This window comes from Enterobacter sp. PL_is514 (assembly GCF_055816715.1).
In genome coordinates this window covers 1-16243 of record NZ_JBVPGN010000022.1, presented here as the reverse complement: position 1 = coordinate 16243, position 16243 = coordinate 1, and the positions used below count along the sequence as shown (strand labels likewise).

At 55.9% G+C, this 16243-nt stretch carries 17 protein-coding genes; 9 read left to right on the top strand and 8 right to left on the bottom strand.

The features are described from left to right. Positions 1 to 132: 132 nt before the first annotated feature. Positions 133 to 1524: a hexose-6-phosphate:phosphate antiporter gene (gene uhpT, locus AC0TNG_RS00795; RefSeq protein WP_023309834.1), complete on the top strand. Its 1392-nt coding sequence runs from the start codon at positions 133 to 135 to the stop codon at positions 1522 to 1524. Between the two features lie 63 nt (positions 1525 to 1587). Here the strand turns inward: uhpT and AC0TNG_RS00790 are convergent, their stop codons facing one another. After that, a complete protein-coding gene (locus AC0TNG_RS00790) occupies positions 1588 to 2388 on the bottom strand; it encodes an MBL fold metallo-hydrolase (protein WP_463727245.1) in 801 nt (266 codons plus the stop codon). A gap of 197 nt (positions 2389 to 2585) precedes the next feature. On the opposite strand from AC0TNG_RS00790, the gene AC0TNG_RS00785 reads away from it, so the two are divergent. Both AC0TNG_RS00785 and nepI read left to right on the top strand, forming a co-directional pair. Continuing rightward, on the top strand, positions 2586 to 3038 hold the full coding sequence (locus AC0TNG_RS00785) for a DUF1198 domain-containing protein (RefSeq protein ID WP_024907368.1): 453 nt from the start codon (positions 2586 to 2588) through the stop codon (positions 3036 to 3038). 102 nt (positions 3039 to 3140) lie between these two features. After that, positions 3141 to 4331 carry a purine ribonucleoside efflux pump NepI gene (nepI, locus tag AC0TNG_RS00780; RefSeq protein ID WP_473712613.1) on the top strand — a complete coding sequence of 397 codons (1191 nt, stop codon included), beginning with the start codon at positions 3141 to 3143 and terminating at the stop codon, positions 4329 to 4331. A 48-nt stretch (positions 4332 to 4379) separates the two neighbouring features. Here nepI and AC0TNG_RS00775 read toward each other — a convergent pair whose 3' ends face one another. From AC0TNG_RS00775 to AC0TNG_RS00750, 6 genes are all read right to left on the bottom strand, one after another. After that, complete coding sequence (locus AC0TNG_RS00775; RefSeq protein ID WP_023333969.1) at positions 4380 to 5285, bottom strand: DMT family transporter; 906 nt, start codon at positions 5283 to 5285, stop codon at positions 4380 to 4382. Positions 5286 to 5419: 134 nt separating this feature from the next. Next, positions 5420 to 6799, bottom strand: a complete 1380-nt coding sequence (locus AC0TNG_RS00770) for a carbohydrate porin (protein WP_023326394.1) — start codon at positions 6797 to 6799, stop codon at positions 5420 to 5422. A 138-nt stretch (positions 6800 to 6937) separates the two neighbouring features. After that, entirely contained in the window at positions 6938 to 7240 is a 303-nt protein-coding gene (locus AC0TNG_RS00765) for a PTS lactose/cellobiose transporter subunit IIA (protein WP_262815544.1), read from the bottom strand. Between the two features lie 5 nt (positions 7241 to 7245). Next, positions 7246 to 8622 carry a glycoside hydrolase family 1 protein gene (locus tag AC0TNG_RS00760; protein WP_267217686.1) on the bottom strand — a complete coding sequence of 459 codons (1377 nt, stop codon included), beginning with the start codon at positions 8620 to 8622 and terminating at the stop codon, positions 7246 to 7248. Positions 8623 to 8639: 17 nt separating this feature from the next. Further along, on the bottom strand, positions 8640 to 9968 hold the full coding sequence (locus tag AC0TNG_RS00755) for a PTS sugar transporter subunit IIC (RefSeq protein WP_267217687.1): 1329 nt from the start codon (positions 9966 to 9968) through the stop codon (positions 8640 to 8642). An 11-nt stretch (positions 9969 to 9979) separates the two neighbouring features. Further along, positions 9980 to 10294 carry a PTS sugar transporter subunit IIB gene (locus AC0TNG_RS00750; RefSeq protein WP_021242703.1) on the bottom strand — a complete coding sequence of 105 codons (315 nt, stop codon included), beginning with the start codon at positions 10292 to 10294 and terminating at the stop codon, positions 9980 to 9982. Between the two features lie 293 nt (positions 10295 to 10587). Here AC0TNG_RS00750 and AC0TNG_RS00745 point away from each other — a divergent pair, with 293 nt between their 5' ends. Beyond that, positions 10588 to 11538, top strand: a complete 951-nt coding sequence (locus AC0TNG_RS00745; protein ID WP_023293714.1) for a LacI family DNA-binding transcriptional regulator — start codon at positions 10588 to 10590, stop codon at positions 11536 to 11538. A gap of 61 nt (positions 11539 to 11599) precedes the next feature. Here AC0TNG_RS00745 and AC0TNG_RS00740 read toward each other — a convergent pair whose 3' ends face one another. Continuing rightward, a complete protein-coding gene (locus tag AC0TNG_RS00740; protein ID WP_023326396.1) occupies positions 11600 to 11896 on the bottom strand; it encodes a YicS family protein in 297 nt (98 codons plus the stop codon). 141 nt (positions 11897 to 12037) lie between these two features. Here AC0TNG_RS00740 and AC0TNG_RS00735 point away from each other — a divergent pair, with 141 nt between their 5' ends. The 5 genes from AC0TNG_RS00735 to AC0TNG_RS00715 form a co-directional block, all read left to right on the top strand. Continuing rightward, positions 12038 to 12457, top strand: a complete 420-nt coding sequence (locus AC0TNG_RS00735; protein ID WP_473712612.1) for a GNAT family N-acetyltransferase — start codon at positions 12038 to 12040, stop codon at positions 12455 to 12457. Between the two features lie 147 nt (positions 12458 to 12604). After that, a complete protein-coding gene (nlpA, locus tag AC0TNG_RS00730) occupies positions 12605 to 13405 on the top strand; it encodes a lipoprotein NlpA (protein ID WP_267217689.1) in 801 nt (266 codons plus the stop codon). Positions 13406 to 13527: 122 nt separating this feature from the next. Further along, positions 13528 to 14307, top strand: a complete 780-nt coding sequence (locus tag AC0TNG_RS00725) for an MBL fold metallo-hydrolase (protein WP_157188410.1) — start codon at positions 13528 to 13530, stop codon at positions 14305 to 14307. Positions 14308 to 14333: 26 nt separating this feature from the next. Next, positions 14334 to 15287: a GlxA family transcriptional regulator gene (locus tag AC0TNG_RS00720; protein ID WP_473701919.1), complete on the top strand. Its 954-nt coding sequence runs from the start codon at positions 14334 to 14336 to the stop codon at positions 15285 to 15287. A 182-nt stretch (positions 15288 to 15469) separates the two neighbouring features. Next, positions 15470 to 16243: ShlB/FhaC/HecB family hemolysin secretion/activation protein (locus AC0TNG_RS00715; RefSeq protein WP_473712627.1), on the top strand; the 774-nt coding region annotated here is incomplete at its 3' end.

Sequence of the window (16243 nt, the reverse complement as noted above, 5' to 3'; positions counted from 1 at the left end):
CGCGCCTCACCTTTTGCTGCCGAGTGGCGCAAAACTAAGAAATTTTCCCGGTTTCACCTGGACGCTGTCTCAGGCATCTCTCCCGGCTGGTTTTTACAATGCTGCAAAAATCAGCTCAGGAGTAAACCAACCATGCTGGCCTTCTTAAACCAGGTGCGCAAGCCGACCCTGGATCTGCCGCTCGACGTGCGGCGCAAAATGTGGTTCAAACCGTTCATGCAGTCTTATCTGGTGGTCTTCATCGGCTACCTGACCATGTACCTGATCCGCAAAAACTTTAACATCGCGCAGAACGACATGATCTCCACCTACGGGCTGAGCATGACGCAGCTGGGGATGATTGGCCTGGGCTTCTCCATCACCTACGGCGTGGGTAAAACCGTTGTTTCCTACTACGCGGACGGCAAAAACACCAAGCAGTTCCTGCCGTTTATGCTGATCCTCTCCGCCATCTGTATGCTCGGCTTCAGCGCCAGCATGGGCGCAGGGTCCGTTAGCCTGTTCCTGATGATTGCCTTCTACGCCCTGAGCGGTTTCTTCCAGAGTACCGGCGGGTCGTGCAGCTACTCCACCATCACCAAATGGACCCCGCGCCGCAAGCGTGGTTCGTACCTCGGCATGTGGAACATCTCCCACAACCTCGGCGGTGCCGGTGCGGCTGGCGTGGCGCTGTTTGGCGCTAACTACCTGTTCGACGGCCACGTGATCGGGATGTTTATCTTCCCGTCGATTATCGCCCTGATTGTCGGCTTTATCGGCCTGCGCTACGGTAGTGACTCCCCGGAATCGTACGGCCTCGGCAAAGCCGAAGAGCTGTTCGGCGAGGAGATCAGCGAAGAGGACAAAGAGACCGAAGAAAACGAGATGTCCAAATGGCAGATCTTTGTTGAGTACGTGCTGAAAAACAAAGTGATCTGGCTGCTGTGCTTCTCGAACATCTTCCTCTACGTCGTGCGTATCGGCATCGACCAGTGGTCCACCGTGTACGCCTTCCAGGAGCTGAAGCTCTCTAAAGAGGTGGCGATTCAGGGCTTCACCCTGTTCGAAGTGGGCGCGCTGGTTGGTACCCTGCTGTGGGGCTGGCTCTCCGACCTCGCCAACGGCCGTCGCGCGCTGGTGGCCTGCGTCGCGCTGGCACTGATTATCGCCACGCTCGGCGTCTACCAGCACGCCAGCAACCAGTACGTTTACCTGGCGTCACTGTTCGCGCTCGGCTTCCTGGTGTTTGGTCCGCAGTTGCTGATTGGCGTGGCAGCAGTGGGCTTCGTCCCGAAAAAAGCGATCGGCGCCGCCGATGGGATTAAGGGCACCTTCGCCTACCTGATCGGCGACAGCTTCGCCAAGCTGGGTCTGGGGATGATTGCTGACGGCACGCCGATTTTCGGCCTCACCGGCTGGGCGGGCACCTTCGCGGCGCTGGATGCAGCAGCGATTGGCTGTATCGTTCTGATGGCGATGGTTGCCGTGCTGGAAGAACGTAAAATTCGCCGTGAGAATCGTGCGCAGAAATTAAAAACAGCCTGAGTGTGCAGGTAACTTCTTTGCCCGGTGTGTGATGCCGGGCTTTTTTATTAGCTGAGTTAAGACCTACCCCAGAACAAAAATATCCCCTGTTGCCGGGGTAACCGCGTCCGGCAACCACAAATTGCCCCATTTACCCGTACAATGGCAGCCCATTATTTTGTCGGGTTGTAGGCCGTGCAGAAACTGCCTGAGTGCCCAGAGCTTACGCGGTGACGCACAGCGAAGATGGAAACCACCGAAAATTGCATGAATATGGTTGATGCCGGTTATTCTCTGACAGTGACGCACAATATCGATCAGACCTCGGTGCCCACAGCCGATAAAAATGACCAGGCCACGGTCAGATTTATAAATTAGAACCCCTTCATCTTTCACATAATCCACATTCGCATTTTTACTACCGATAACACCGTATGCGTGCGGTTTGGCGACAGGGATCTCCCCTGACCATATAAAGCGCTTCCCAATCTGGAGCGGGGTGCTGCTGTACTCCATGCGATAGCGTGAATAATCATTTTTCAGCGACAACTTTTTTAACCTGGCGGTATACCCTGAAAACTGTATTGCCGAGTAGCGCTCGCAGGCCACGTGGGGATGGCAGACGATCCGGCAATTATCCGGTAACCACGGAACGCCGCCGCAATGGTCATAGTGCCCGTGAGAAAGTACAGCTGCGGTCAGGCGGGTCAAATCGACTCCCATCAGAGCTGCGTTATGTATGAAGCTATCATCCGGACCGGTATCAAACAGAATGGAATCATTTTCATCCTGTATAAACAGGCTGAGTCCTGCTTTAGCTCGCAGTAAATTTTTAGCGCCGGGATTAGGTCTGTTCTCCAGCAGGACACTGATTGTTATGGACATGTTCGCTCTTTCCCTGAAGTGAAGATTCGTTACCGCCAGGCATTGACCATACACCGTGTATATATAATCGTCCCCATAAAAACTAAAACGTCTTTCCTGCCCTTTTTCCAGCGCTTTTCCATTCACTATTATGCTTCTACCCGCTGTCGACGCCGTGCGTTTCCCGCTATGATGAGCGGCTAGTCTAAGGAGAACGCATGGTCTGGATAATGCTGGCAACGCTTGCCGTGGTGTTTGTGGTGGGATTTCGCGTCCTGACCTCAGATTCCCGCCGCGCCATCAAACGTTTAAGCGAGCGTCTGGGCATCACCCCGATGCCGGTTGAGTCGATGATCGATCAGTTTGGTAAAACGTCGGGCAATGAGTTTATCCGCTACCTTGAGCGCCCGGACGAAGCGCATCTGCAAAACGCGGCGCAGGTGCTGCTCATCTGGCAGGTCTGCATTGTCGACGGTAGTGAAGAGAACCTGCACACGTGGCACCGCCTGCTGCGTAAAGCCCGCCTGGCTGCGCCTATCACCGATGCACAAATTCGTCTCGCGCTTGGCTTTATGCGCGAGATGGAACCCGATCCGCAGGAGCTGAACGCCTTCCAGCTGCGCTATAACCAGCTCTTCCTGCCGGAAGAGGGTGTGTTTTACCTGCACTGATCCCCTGTAAAAACGACAAAAGTTGTCTAAACGTTAAATTCGTCACACTTTTGATGATAAACTGCGCGACTTTTCCGCACGTTTTTATCTTCAGGTGATGCCATGACAGAACATATCCAGCCCACGACCAGACCGCAGACCAACGAGGTTTCACGCCCCAACTGGTCGGCCGTCTTCGCCGTGGCGTTCTGCGTCGCCTGCCTGATTACCGTTGAGTTTCTGCCGGTCAGCCTCCTGACGCCGATGGCGCAGGATCTGGGCATTTCCGAGGGCGTGGCGGGTCAGTCCGTTACCGTCACCGCCTTCGTGGCGATGTTCGCCAGCCTGTTTATCACCCAGGTGATTGGCACCATCGACCGCCGTAAAGTGGTCATCCTGTTCAGCGTGCTACTGACGCTCTCCTGCCTGCTGGTCTCCTTCGCGGAAAGCTTCACCCTGCTGCTGCTCGGGCGCGCCTGTCTGGGGCTGGGATTAGGCGGCTTCTGGGCGATGTCGGCCTCGCTCACCATGCGACTGGTGCCCGCGCGCACGGTGCCAAAAGCGCTTTCCGTTATCTTCGGTGCGGTTTCTATCGCGCTGGTGATTGCCGCGCCGCTGGGCAGTTTCCTGGGCGGGATCATCGGCTGGCGTAACGTCTTCAACGCGGCGGCGGTGATGGGCCTGCTCTGCATTATCTGGGTGTGGAAGGCGCTGCCGTCCCTGCCGGGTGAAGCGGCGCATCATAAGCAGAACATGTTCAGCCTGCTGAAGCGCCCCGGCGTGCTGGCAGGGATGACCGCTATCTTTATGTCCTTTGCCGGGCAGTTTGCCTTCTTCACCTATATACGCCCGGTGTATATGACCATGGCGGGCTTTGACGTCGACGGCCTGACGCTGGTGCTCCTGAGCTTCGGTATCGCCAGCTTTGTCGGCACGTCGCTGTCGTCACAGTTCCTGAAGCGCTCCCTGAAGGCGGCGCTGGCGGGTGCGCCGCTGGTGCTGGCAGTGAGCGCCACGGTGCTGGTGCTGTGGGGCAGCGATAAGTGGGTCGCGTCGGCGATTGCGATTATCTGGGGCTTTGCCTTCGCGCTGGTGCCGGTGGGCTGGTCGACGTGGATCACCCGCTCGCTTGCCGATCAGGCGGAAAAAGCCGGGTCGATTCAGGTGGCGGTGATCCAGCTGGCAAACACCTGCGGTGCGGCCATTGGCGGCGTGGCGCTCGACCATCTGGGGCTGACGTCACCGCTGGTGATTTCCGGTACGCTGATGCTGCTGACGGCGCTGCTGGTGGCAGGGAAGGTTAAAGCGAAGTAGTGTTTTTCTCCCTCTCCCGTGGGAGAGGGTTGGGGTGAGGGCATCAGGCTACGCCGATGCCTTAACCCTTCTACGCGAATCCATCGAAATCAGCACCACCGACGACACAATCAGCAGCGTTCCCAGCCAGTCCGGCAGGGTGAACGCCACGCCCAGCAAAATCACCGACAGCAACGCGCTGCTCAGCGGCTCGGCGCAGCTCAGAATGCTCGCCTTCGGCCCGCCGATCATCTGCGCGCCTTTCAGGTACAGACTGAACGTCAGCGCCGTGCCAATCACCACCAGGTAGAAAAACGCCAGCAGCAGGCTGCCGTCAATTACGAAGGTTGTCCCGCGCCCGGCGTAGAACGGCGTCAGCATTAACCCGGCAATTAACATACTCCAGCCGACAATCGGCAATGTGCCGTAGCGGGCAATCAGCGTTGACGGATAGGTGGTGTAAAACGCGGCGGCAAACGCCGAGGCGATGCCGAAGAACAGTGCGGCAGGCGAGATGGAGAGCGAGGTTGGGTCGCCGTGGGTCACCAACAGGAAGGTGCCAACTAGCGACGTCATGATGGCCGACAGCACAAACACGCCGGGACGCTTTTTTCGCGCCAGGGCAAACCACGCCACAATGATGGTCGGTGACAGAAACTGCAGCACGGTAGCGGTCGCTGCGTTGGATTTTTCAATCGTCAGCAGGAAGGTGAGCTGCACGGTGAGCGCGCCGACAAGTGAGAATATCAGCAGGCTGAGGGCGTCTTTGCGATGTTTGATGACCGAGAAAATCTTGTCGCCGTGAACGAAGGAGAGCGTCAGCAGGATCACGCCGGTAAACAGCAGGCGAACCATGGTCAGGTAAGGCGAAGAAATGTGGCTTTTCTCCATGATGTACTGCGCGCAAACGCCGGAACTGCCCCATAAAACGGCGGCGATCAGGACGTTCAGCATCCCTTTACGTGTGGAACCCATGTTCTCCCCTGTTATGTTGGTTTTTTTGTAGCATAACATGGGATCTTGCCGGGTGGCGCTACGCTTACCCGGCCTACAAAACCTTGTAGGCCCGTGCAAGCGCAGCGCCGCCGGGCGAAACAAACGGCGCTCTACTAGAACCACGCCTCCCACATCGCGCCGACGTTGAAGTCGTCGAGCGTCTCGTCTTTGGTGTTATTCACGCGCGCGGTGCGTGCGTTATCCACCTTGCCGCCGGTCACGTAGAAGCGCAGCATCGGACGGAACTCTGGCCCCATGGCGATAGACATGTTCTGCGACAGGGTCAGCTTCCAGCCCTTATTATCGCCGCCGTTGTCGTAATCCACGTGCTGCCAGCCCGCTTCCAGCCAGGTGGAGTGAACGTCGTTCCACCAGTGCATCGGACGCACGATGGCGTTGTAGTTCTTACGGTTGTCGGTCTTATCACGGCTGTTGTCGTAGTCGTGGAAGGCGAGGATGTACTCCACCTGCGTGGCCTGGGTGAATTTGTACAGCCCTTCGAAGCTGGCGTAGACCGTGGTCAGGTCTTCGGTTTTATTGAACACGCTGTTGTCCGAGTTATCGGAGTAGCGGGCAATCACCTTGTTCACGCCGCTGTCGTTGGTGTGGCTCAGCACCACGCCGCCCTGCCAGGCGTTCAGACGCTCATCGCTCTCCACCGCTTTTGAATCAAAGCCGTAGTTGGCGTACAGCTCCAGATCCAGCGGACCGAGCTTCATACCGTGGATTTTAGAGGTGGCCGCGTAGTTACCTTTGTCGCCCGTGCCGGACCCGCCGGTACAGGTGATGCGTGACGGGTTCGCTTCGTCTTCCATCACTTCCGGGCTACAGGATTCCACTGCCGCCACGGCAGCGACGTCAAACTGCACGCCGCCGATATCGAAGTTCTTCACCCCGGCGCCCTGGCCGTCGTGGTTCATCCAGAAGTAATCGTTGATGCCCTGCTGCGGACGCTGGTGGAAGTCGCGACCGGCCCAGAAATAGGCATTCGGGTTGGAGGCCATAATATTGGTCACCCCCGCGTAGGCCTTTTTCAGGTTAACTTCGTCGCCCCAGTGGTCGATCATCACGTTGATGTCCCAGATGGCGCCGTTTTCGCCCTTGAAGGCTTTAGAGAGCTGGAACTCGCCGCCGTTGCCTTCGTTACCCAGACGACCAATTGCGGACGCGCCGTTGTAGGAGCCATCGACCGCCACATATTTCTGATCGGCGGCCTGGAAGTGCGCGCCATAGCGGGCGTAGCCGGTAAATTTAATCCCGAACGGAATCGCCATGTCCGGGGATTGCGCCGCGCTCTGCGGCTCGGTCACCACGTCCGCTTTTTTCGCGACGGCGGCATCCATTTTGGCCTGACGTTCGGCCAGGGCTTTATCCACCGCTTTCGCCACAATGGCGTCGATTTGCTCCTGCGTGAATTCCTGGGCGAGCACGGAAATTGGGCAAAGCGCGGCGATAACCGCCATAGTTAATGGAAGTTTTTTAATCGTATTCATGGTTATCTCAATATAGTTTAATTTTATTCAGACAATAACCATCCCGCTCCGATCTGACAGAATATGTCGCTATCATCAGAACAAGTGGATTTCTAGTTTTAGGTACAGAGGTATTACAGTAATTTATTTCGCCATAGACTATCTCTGATATAAATGAATAATTTCTTCGGATAATTCACGCGCTAATAAGGAGTTCATTAAATGATCCTGCGCGTGCACCATAATTAAGGTCATCGGCTGGCGGGCTTCGCCCGCGTCCTGCTCAATCAGTTTGGTCTGCATCTTGTGCGCCTGCTGCGCGTAGCCGTCGGCTTCGCGCAGCAGGCTTTTGGCTTCGTCAATGTTGCCCTGGCGCGCCGCGTGCAGCGCTTCAAAGCACAGGCTGCGGGACTGCCCGGCGTTGACGATAATTTCCATTACGGCTTCTTCTAGTGCGATCATCATCATTACTCTTTATCAAAGCTATTATTTAAGGCGGTGGCGGCAAACCACTCCCCGCTTTTCTTAATGGTGCGCTGCTGCGTCTCCAAATCGAGCTGGATAAATCCGTAGCGATTTTTATAGGCATTACACCACGACCAGTTATCAATAAATGTCCACATATGGTAGCCAAGACAATTACACTCTTCGCTTATGCCTTTATGCAGCCACGTTAAATGCTCAGATATAAAATCAATGCGGTATTGATCGTTAATCTGGCCATTTTCAATAAAACGTTGCTCGTTTTCGACGCCCATGCCGTTTTCAGAAATAAAGCAGCGGGGGTTGCCGTAATTGTCGCGCAGGTTAATCAGAATATCGTAAATACCCGGCGCGTAGATTTCCCAGCCGCGGTAGGGGTTCATCTTGCGGCCCGGCATCTCGTAGCTATCAAAGAACCATTCCGGCATAAACGGCGACTGCGGGTTCACCGCGCTGTCGCGACACTTCACGCGACGCGGCTGATAGTAGTTAATGCCGAGCAGGTCGATTTTCCCTTCCGCAATCAGGAAACCGTCTTCCGGCTTGCAGGCGGGCAGCTGGTCGTAAGATTTCAGCAGCGCCACCAGATCGGCCGGGTATTCGCCGCGCAGGACCGGATCGAGGAAGCTGCGGTTAAACATCAGATCCGCAACGTGCGCCGCCTTCACGTCTGCCGGGTTCTGCGAACGCGGATACGACGGCGTCAGGTTCAACACGATGCCGATCTCCCCCGCGTAGTGCCCGGCGCGGTAGGCCTGAACCGCCTTCGCATGGGCCAGCACCGTGTGATAAGCCACGGTGGCCGCCCGGCGGAAATCCACTACGTTGGGGTAGTGGAAGTCGTACAGAAAACCGCCTTCCACCGGCACGATCGGCTCGTTGAAGGTAAACCAGTGCAGCACGCGGTCGCCGAACAGCTCGAAGCAAATCTGCGCATAGCGGGCGTACGCGTCCACTACGTCACGGTTTTCCCAGCCGCCAATTTCCTGCATCGCCATCGGCATGTCGAAATGGAACAGGGTGATAAACGGCGTGATGCCCTGTTCATTCAGCTCATCAATGACCTGATTATAAAAATCGACCGCGTCCGGGTTCACTTCACCGATACCGTCGGGGATCAGGCGCGCCCAGCTAATCGAGGTACGAAAGCTGTTGTGGTTCAGCTGTTTTAACAGCTGAATGTCCGTTTTCCAGTGCTGATAAAACGTGGAGGTGTGCTGCGGCCCCACGCCGTTGTGAAAACGGTTCGGCTCGCGGGCAAACCAGTAGTCCCACGTGGTTTCACCCTCTCGTGTCCCTTCCGTCTGGAGAGCGGAGCTTGCGCTGCCCCACCAGAAGTTATCGGGAAATGCGTATTTCATGACCCTTCCTCTTTGACTTAATTACTTGTGGCTTCAGCGGCACCCACGGCTGCAGCCTGGGCTTTCTGCTCTTCGTTTTTAATCAGCGTACGCTCATAGGCGCGCAGGAACGGCAGGTACATCAGCGCCGACATCACCATGCAGACGAGGCACATCACCACCGGGCTCAGCGCCCAGTTCGCCGCCCACGAGGCGCCAATCGGCGCGGGCGTAGTCCACGGGGTTAACGAGACCACCTGTGCCAGCCAGCCGAGCTTCGTGGCGCCGTACGCCAGGCAGGCGTTGACCAGCGGAACGAACACGAACGGGATAAACAGCATCGGGTTCATGATGATCGGCGCGCCGAACAGAATCGGCTCGTTGATGTTAAAGAAGCTTGGCACCACGCCCATTTTGCCGATGGTGCGCAGGTGGGTAACGCGGCTGCGCAGCAGCAGGAAGGCCAGCGGCAGGGTGGAACCGACGCCGCCAATCAGCAGGTAGTGATCCCAGAAACCTTGCAGATAAACGTGCGGCAGCGCCGCGCCTGCGGCCAGTGCCGCCTGGTTTGCCGAGAGGTTCGCCATCCAGAACGGGTTCATGATGCCGGTAACAATCAGCGAGCCGTGGATACCCGCGAACCAGAAGATCTGGCACAGCAGCACGGAGAGCAGAATGGCGGGCAGGGAGTCAGACGCGGACACCAGCGGCTCCAGCAGGTGCATGATCGCCTGCGGGATAATCATCCCGGTCTGCGCTTCAATGAACAGGTTCAGCGGGTGCAGCGTGCCGATCACCACCATCACCGGGATCAGGATCTCAAACGAACGCGCCACGCCGGTGGGCACTTCCTTTGGCAGGCGGATGGTGACGTTGTTCTGCTTCAGCCAGGCGTACACGCGGGTTGAGTAAATGGCGGCGATCAGCGCGGTGAAGATGCCCTGGCCGGAGAGGTACTGGGTTGAGATTTTGCCGTCGCCATACGGCGCGGCGACCAGCAGGAAGGCCATAAAGGCCAGCAGGCCGGACATCACCGGGTCGAGGTTAAACTGACGCCCCAGGCTCGCCCCAATCCCTACCGAGATGAAGAAGGTCATCACGCCCATGCTGAGGTTAAACGGCAGCATCAGCTGTTCGCGGTAGGTTTGGGAAAAATCCAGCCAGCCGCGGGCGAAGCTGTTAGTGGTATCCGCCGAGAACGGCGGGAAGATGAACACCAGCATAAACGAGCCGATGATCATAAACGGCAGCGCGGCGGTAAAGCCGTCGCGGATGGCAATCACGTACTTTTGCTGACCGAGCTTCGCGGCCAGCGGGGTAATTGACTGCTCAATCACCGCAACCATGGATTGATATAACGAACTCATGTGAACACCTTTTAGTGTGCCGCTTCGATGAGCGACAGAGCAAAGTCCAGTACTTTATCGCCACGCTGCATGCCGTAGTCCATCATGTCGATGGGCTGCACCGGAATGCCATGCGTCGCCGCCTTGTCTGAGAGTGTCTGTAACATGTATTTCACTTGCGGTCCGAGAAGTACCACCTGGTATTGCGGAAACTGCGTATCAAATTCGGAAACACCGTACGCATCAATCTTCACCGACAAACCACGTTCTTTCGCGACATCGACCATTTTGCTGACCAACAGGCTGGTGGACATCCCGGCAGAGCAGCACAGCATAATCTTGAACATCGACAACCATCCTCTAAATGTAAAAAGTTATTGCGAGGATGATTGGACATGATACGGAAACCGGTTTCCATTCATAAAAGACAGAACTGTGACAACCATCAAGATCCAATACTTATGAGGCTAATTAACCGGATGCAGGTCACATAATTTGGCTGTTTTGACATCATTTGGAGTGGAAACGGAAAATCGGTTTCCATGGAAAACGGAAACGGATATACTCCGCTCTGGCTATAATGTGAGCCGAAGCGGTCATGGAATTTGCAGGCGCGAGGTAAGCCTGCCAGGGGAAAGAGATGTCGACAATCAATGATGTATCACGTCTTGCCGGGGTGTCTAAAGCCACGGTATCGCGAGTGTTGAGTGGGTCGCGTGGCGTAAAGGAAGCCAGCCGTCAGGCCGTTCTGAAGGCAGTGGATGAGCTTAACTACCGGCCTAATGTGATTGCCCAGTCGCTGCTGAGCCAGTCTACGGGCTGTATCGGGGTGATTTGCGCCCAGGAAAACATTAACCAGACCACCGGTTATCTCTACGCGCTGGAAAAACAGCTCAGCCAGCATCAAAAACACCTGCTGCTGCGTTTCGCGCACAGCAAAGCGGAAGTGATGCACGCTCTTGAGGAACTCTCCTGCGGGCTTTGCGATGACATCCTGGTGATTGGCGCGCGTTTCCCGCTGGACGTCGACATGGACAACGTCATTCTGGTGGACTGCATGGAGTCTGATAATTCCAACAGCATCCAGTTCGATCACGCCTTTGCCGCCGAAACCGCCTGTAACTACCTGACCAGCCAGGGGCGACGCCAGATTGCCCTGATCCATCCGCACGGCAGCGGTTTTGCTGACCAGGTGCTGCTCGGCTACAAGCACGCGCTGGAGAAAAATTTCCTGCCCTTTAATCGCAACCTTGTGTTCATGGACGCGACCTCGTCGTCCGTTGCGCTACAGGAGCTGCTGAATAACGCCAGCACGCTGAACTTCAACGCGCTGCTGGTGGCGGACGAGCAGGAAGCCCAGCGGGTGATCCCGCAGCTGCAGGCGTTTAATAAATCCGTGCCGGACGACATTATGGTCTTTAGCCTGGCCGGATCGCTGCACCTGCCGGGTATTCCGGTGATCCCGGCGATTGAATATTCTATGGATGCCATGGCGGCGCGTATCGTGAGCTGGCTGACGGAGAAAACGCAGATGCTGGGTTCGTATGTGCTGCGCGGGGATTTGATCATTCCAGACGTGCGTAAGCGTTAAACATGTTGTGTAGGCCGGGAAAGGCGCAGCCGCCACCCGGCGAGAAGCACGTTTCCAGCCCTCAGTAATCTTCCATACAATCCACCTGACCAATCGCCGCCCAGTAGGCGTCCAGGTTGTCACGCTTCACGGCGGTAACGGCATTTTTGATCAGCAACTGATTGGCCTCGGAGGACAAAATCATCGCCTGCCAGGCCTTATCGCTCTGCTTTTTCTGTGGCGTACAGGTTTTCTTAATATCTTTCAGGACCTGCTGCTTTATTTGCGCCTCTTTCGCCGGATCCTCCTTTTCCTGAGCATGGACAAACGCGGCGAAGAGCAGACAAACCAGCAGGCAGACCAGGTGCGCAGCTTTCATCAACAACCCCCTTTAGAAGTCACAGGCTTCCCATGAAATATATCGTTACATTCAGTGTAGCGACTCCAGTCGAAAGTATGAATTTTCTCCACGATGCGTGTGTGAGATAGTGAAACGGCACAGATAACAAGGAGAAAAAATATGCACCTGAGCATTACTCATGCGGTTACGGCGCAGGAAAAAGAAGAGTTACTGGTTGGCCTGAGAGCGTATAACGGACAGTTTCTCGATCTGACAAATTTTAGCGGCGACGTTGGCGTTTACGTGCGGGACGAAAACGGCACCATGCTCGGCGGGCTCATTGGGGTGCGCAAAGGCGACTGGTTGAATATCGACTTTCTCTGGGTGAGCGATGCCGTGCGCGGATCCGGCGTGGGCAGCCAGCTCATCAGGACGGCCGAAGAAGAAGCCAGGCGCAAAGGCTGCAAGCACGCGCTGGTCGATACCGCCAGCTTCCAGGCGCGTCCGTTCTATGAAAAGCAGGGGTATCAGCTGCAGATGTCTTTGCAGGATTATCCTTATCCGGGCATGCAGCGGCATTATCTGGCGAAAGCCCTTTAAGCCCTGAATCCGTAGGCCGGGTAAGCGCAGCGCCACCCGGCCATACCCGCATATAACCGATCCTTCTTATTGATTCTTTTTCGGTTTTTATTTCCCCGCCTCGTTGTCGATATAGTCACTACAACATTCAGCAAAAGGAACTGTCTTGTGAAACGTCGATTGGGTGCTCTGGTACTGGCTGGCCTGCTGCTGGCAGGGTGCGATCAAAGTGGCAGCGATGCCAAACACATTAAAGTCGGCGTCATCAACGGCGCCGAACAGGACGTGGCGGAAGTCGCCAAAAAGGTGGCAAAAGAGAAATATGGCCTGGACGTGGAGCTGGTGGGCTTCAGCGGCTCGCTGTTGCCTAACGATGCCACCAACCAGGGGGAACTGGATGCCAACGTCTTCCAGCATCGCCCGTTCCTTGAAGAAGATAACAAGGCGCATGGCTATAAGCTGGTGGCCGTAGCGAACACCTTTGTTTTCCCGATGGCCGGCTATTCCCGCAAAATCAAATCCGTGTCTGACCTGAAGGACGGCGCGACCATTGCCATTCCAAACGACCCGACCAACCTTGGCCGCGCGCTGTTGCTGTTGCAAAAAGAGAAACTCATTACCCTGAAGCCGGATACCGGGCTGCTGCCGACCGCGCTGGATATTACCGCCAACCCTAAGCAGCTGAAAGTCATGGAGCTGGAAGGGGCGCAGCTGCCGCGCGTGCTGGACGACCCGAAAGTGGATGTCGCCATCATCAGCACCACCTATATCCAGCAAACCGGGCTGTCACCGGTGCATGACAGCGTCTTTATTGAAGACAAAAACTCGCCGTACGTGAACATCGTGGTGACGCGCGAAGACAACAAGGACGCGGAGAATGTGAAGGCGTTTATCCAGTCGTATCAGTCACCTGAAGTGGCAAAAGCGGCTGAGACGATCTTTAACGGCGGGGCAGTGCCGGGCTGGTAAACGATGTGACAGAAAACGGGTTGCTTCTCTTGGCCCGATTCCATCGGTAATCGCCCTTTAGCCCACAGCGTCAATTGCGACGGCTGGCTATCCTCCTTATCACACCAACAGGAGGATAGCCCATGAACATTACCCACATTCGCAACGCCACCCAGCTGATTTCCTATGCCGGAAAACGTCTTTTGATCGACCCGATGCTGGCCCCAAAGGGTGCTTATCCGGGCTTCCCCGGCACGGCGTATGCCGAACGCCGTAACCCGACGGTTGAACTCCCCGTTGACGTCAACACGCTGCTGGACGCCGACGCAGTGATCGTCACCCACACCCATGACGATCACTGGGATCGCGCCGCGGCGGAGCTGATCGCCAAAGACAAACCGATCTACGTGCAAAACGACCGTGACGCCGCGCTGCTGCGCAGTCAGGGATTTAACAACCTGACGGTCATGACCGACGCGACCACCTTCGGCGATATTCAGATTACAAAAACCCAGGGCGGACAGCACGGTACCGATCGCGCTTATGCCGTGCCGGAGCTGGCGGAACGGCTGGGCGAGGCCTGTGGCGTGGTGCTGCGTCATCCTGATGAGAAGACGCTCTATATTGCAGGGGATACCGTCTGGCGTGACGAGGTAGCGGCCGATCTGCAAAAACACCAGCCGGACGTGGTGGTACTGAACGCCGGCTATGCCCACGTCATTGGTTTTGGGCCCATTATTATGGGGCAGGAGGACGTGCTTAACGTTCATTTCCTGCTGCCGCAGGCTAAAATTGTGGCGAGCCATATGGAGGCCATTAACCACTGCCTGTTGACCCGCAGCGCGCTGCGTGAGTACGTTGAAGCTAATCAGGTGAGTGACGCAGTGAGCATTCCCCAGGATGGCGAAACCGTTATTTTCTGAGTGCGTTAAAGGGAAAGGAGAGACAGATGTCGCTAATCAACGTCGCGATTGTCGCGGTAGACGGGTTCAGCCCGTTTCACTACTCCGTTCCCTGCATTCTGTTTGGCGACTCGGTCTCCGGCGAAAAGCGCTTTAACGTAACGATTTGCGCCGAAACGCCGGGGTTCCTTACCTCAAAAGACGGATTTGCTCTCAACGCCACGCAGGATTTTACCGCCATTGGGCAGGCCGATATTGTTGTCGTTCCCTACTGGCAGCACGTTCTGGAACGCCCGCCGCAGGTGCTGCTCGACAGCCTGGTGCAGGCGAGAGACCACGGTGCAGAAATCGTCGGGCTGTGTCTGGGATCGTTTGTGCTGGCCTGGGCGGGGATCCTCGACGGCAAACGTGCGGCCACCCACTGGGAGTTCGAACGTCAGTTTCAGTCGCTCTTCCCGAACGTCCAGCTGGATATTAATGCCCTTTACGTGGATGACGGCAATATCATCACCTCTGCCGGTACTGCCGCTGCACTGGACTGCTGCCTGTATATCATTCGCCAGCGCTTTGGCAGCGTGGTTGCTAACCAGATTGCCCGTCGGATGATTGTTCCGCCCCACCGCGAGGGCGGGCAGGCGCAGTTCATCGCCCAGCCGGTACCCAAAGATACCCGCGACGGACGCATTAACTGCCTGATCGACTACCTGCAGCAGCATATCACCGAACCGCATAGCCTGGACTCCCTGGCGGAGGTGGTTTCGATGAGCCGCCGCACCCTGACCCGTCATTTTATTAAAGCCACGGGATTGAGCGTCGCCGACTGGCTTACCGCCGAACGCCTGCGGCGCAGCCAGATTTTGCTTGAAGCCGGAAATATGCCGATTGAGCGCGTGGCCGAGCTGGTGGGATTTAATTCCGCCGTCACCTGGCGACAACAGTTTAAAGCACGTTTTGGGGTGAGCCCCGCAGAATGGCGAAAAACGTTTCGTCTTCATACCTAATGTATTACGGCTAACTCAAGATTTAAGAGTGAGTTAAACAATTTCTTATTTTCTCTTAATATCCTTTTCACTTTTCTGAAAGAACTATTAATTTTAGGTGCCCTAATGCAAATTAGATATACTCGCCTTAAGAATGCTCTTATATTACAAAAATAATCATTGCGGACGTTTTTGTGGCATGGATGAATAGCTCCAAAATAAAAAATAGAATAATTTCGTTAGTAAATTATGCTGCTGCTATCTTATTGGCTGTCTTTTTTTTAGCGCGCGCCAATGCTGCGCCGCTGTCGCCGGCCGATCGCGATTCCATTCAACAGCAACAGCAGCAGCTTTTATTACAGAACCAGCAACAGCGTGAAGAGCTGGAGCGCAGTATTCCTCGCCCTGCGCCCGCCAGACCGCTGCCTGTTACCGGCTCCGGGCCCTGTTTCACCATTCATACCATTACCCTTTCCGGTGCGACCTTAATCTCCCCGAAAACCCGGCAGACCCTTATCGCGCCGTGGCAGGGCCGCTGTCTGGATATGGCGAAAATAACGGAGCTTCTCGCCCATATTTCTGACTGGTATATCAGCCGGGGATATATCACCAGCCGCGCTTTTCTTACCGAGCAGGATCTCTCCGGCGGCCAGCTGAATATAGTTGTGCTGGAAGGCAGGCTGGAAGCGATCCGTCTGGAAGGCGAAACGCCGCGCATGCTGAAAATGGCGTTTCCGGGACGGGTGGGCGGCATTCTTAATTTACGCGATATCGAACAGGGCATGGAGCAAATTAACCGTTTGCGTACCGACCCGGTTCAGATTGAAATTCTTCCGGGGACGCAGGCCGGATATTCCATCGTTAATCTCACGGCAAAACCGGAATTTCCCTTAAGTGCATCCGTAAGCCTGGATAATAGCGGGCAGAAGAGTACCGGGGAAGATCAGCTGAGTGGCGTGCTCACCGCCAATAATATG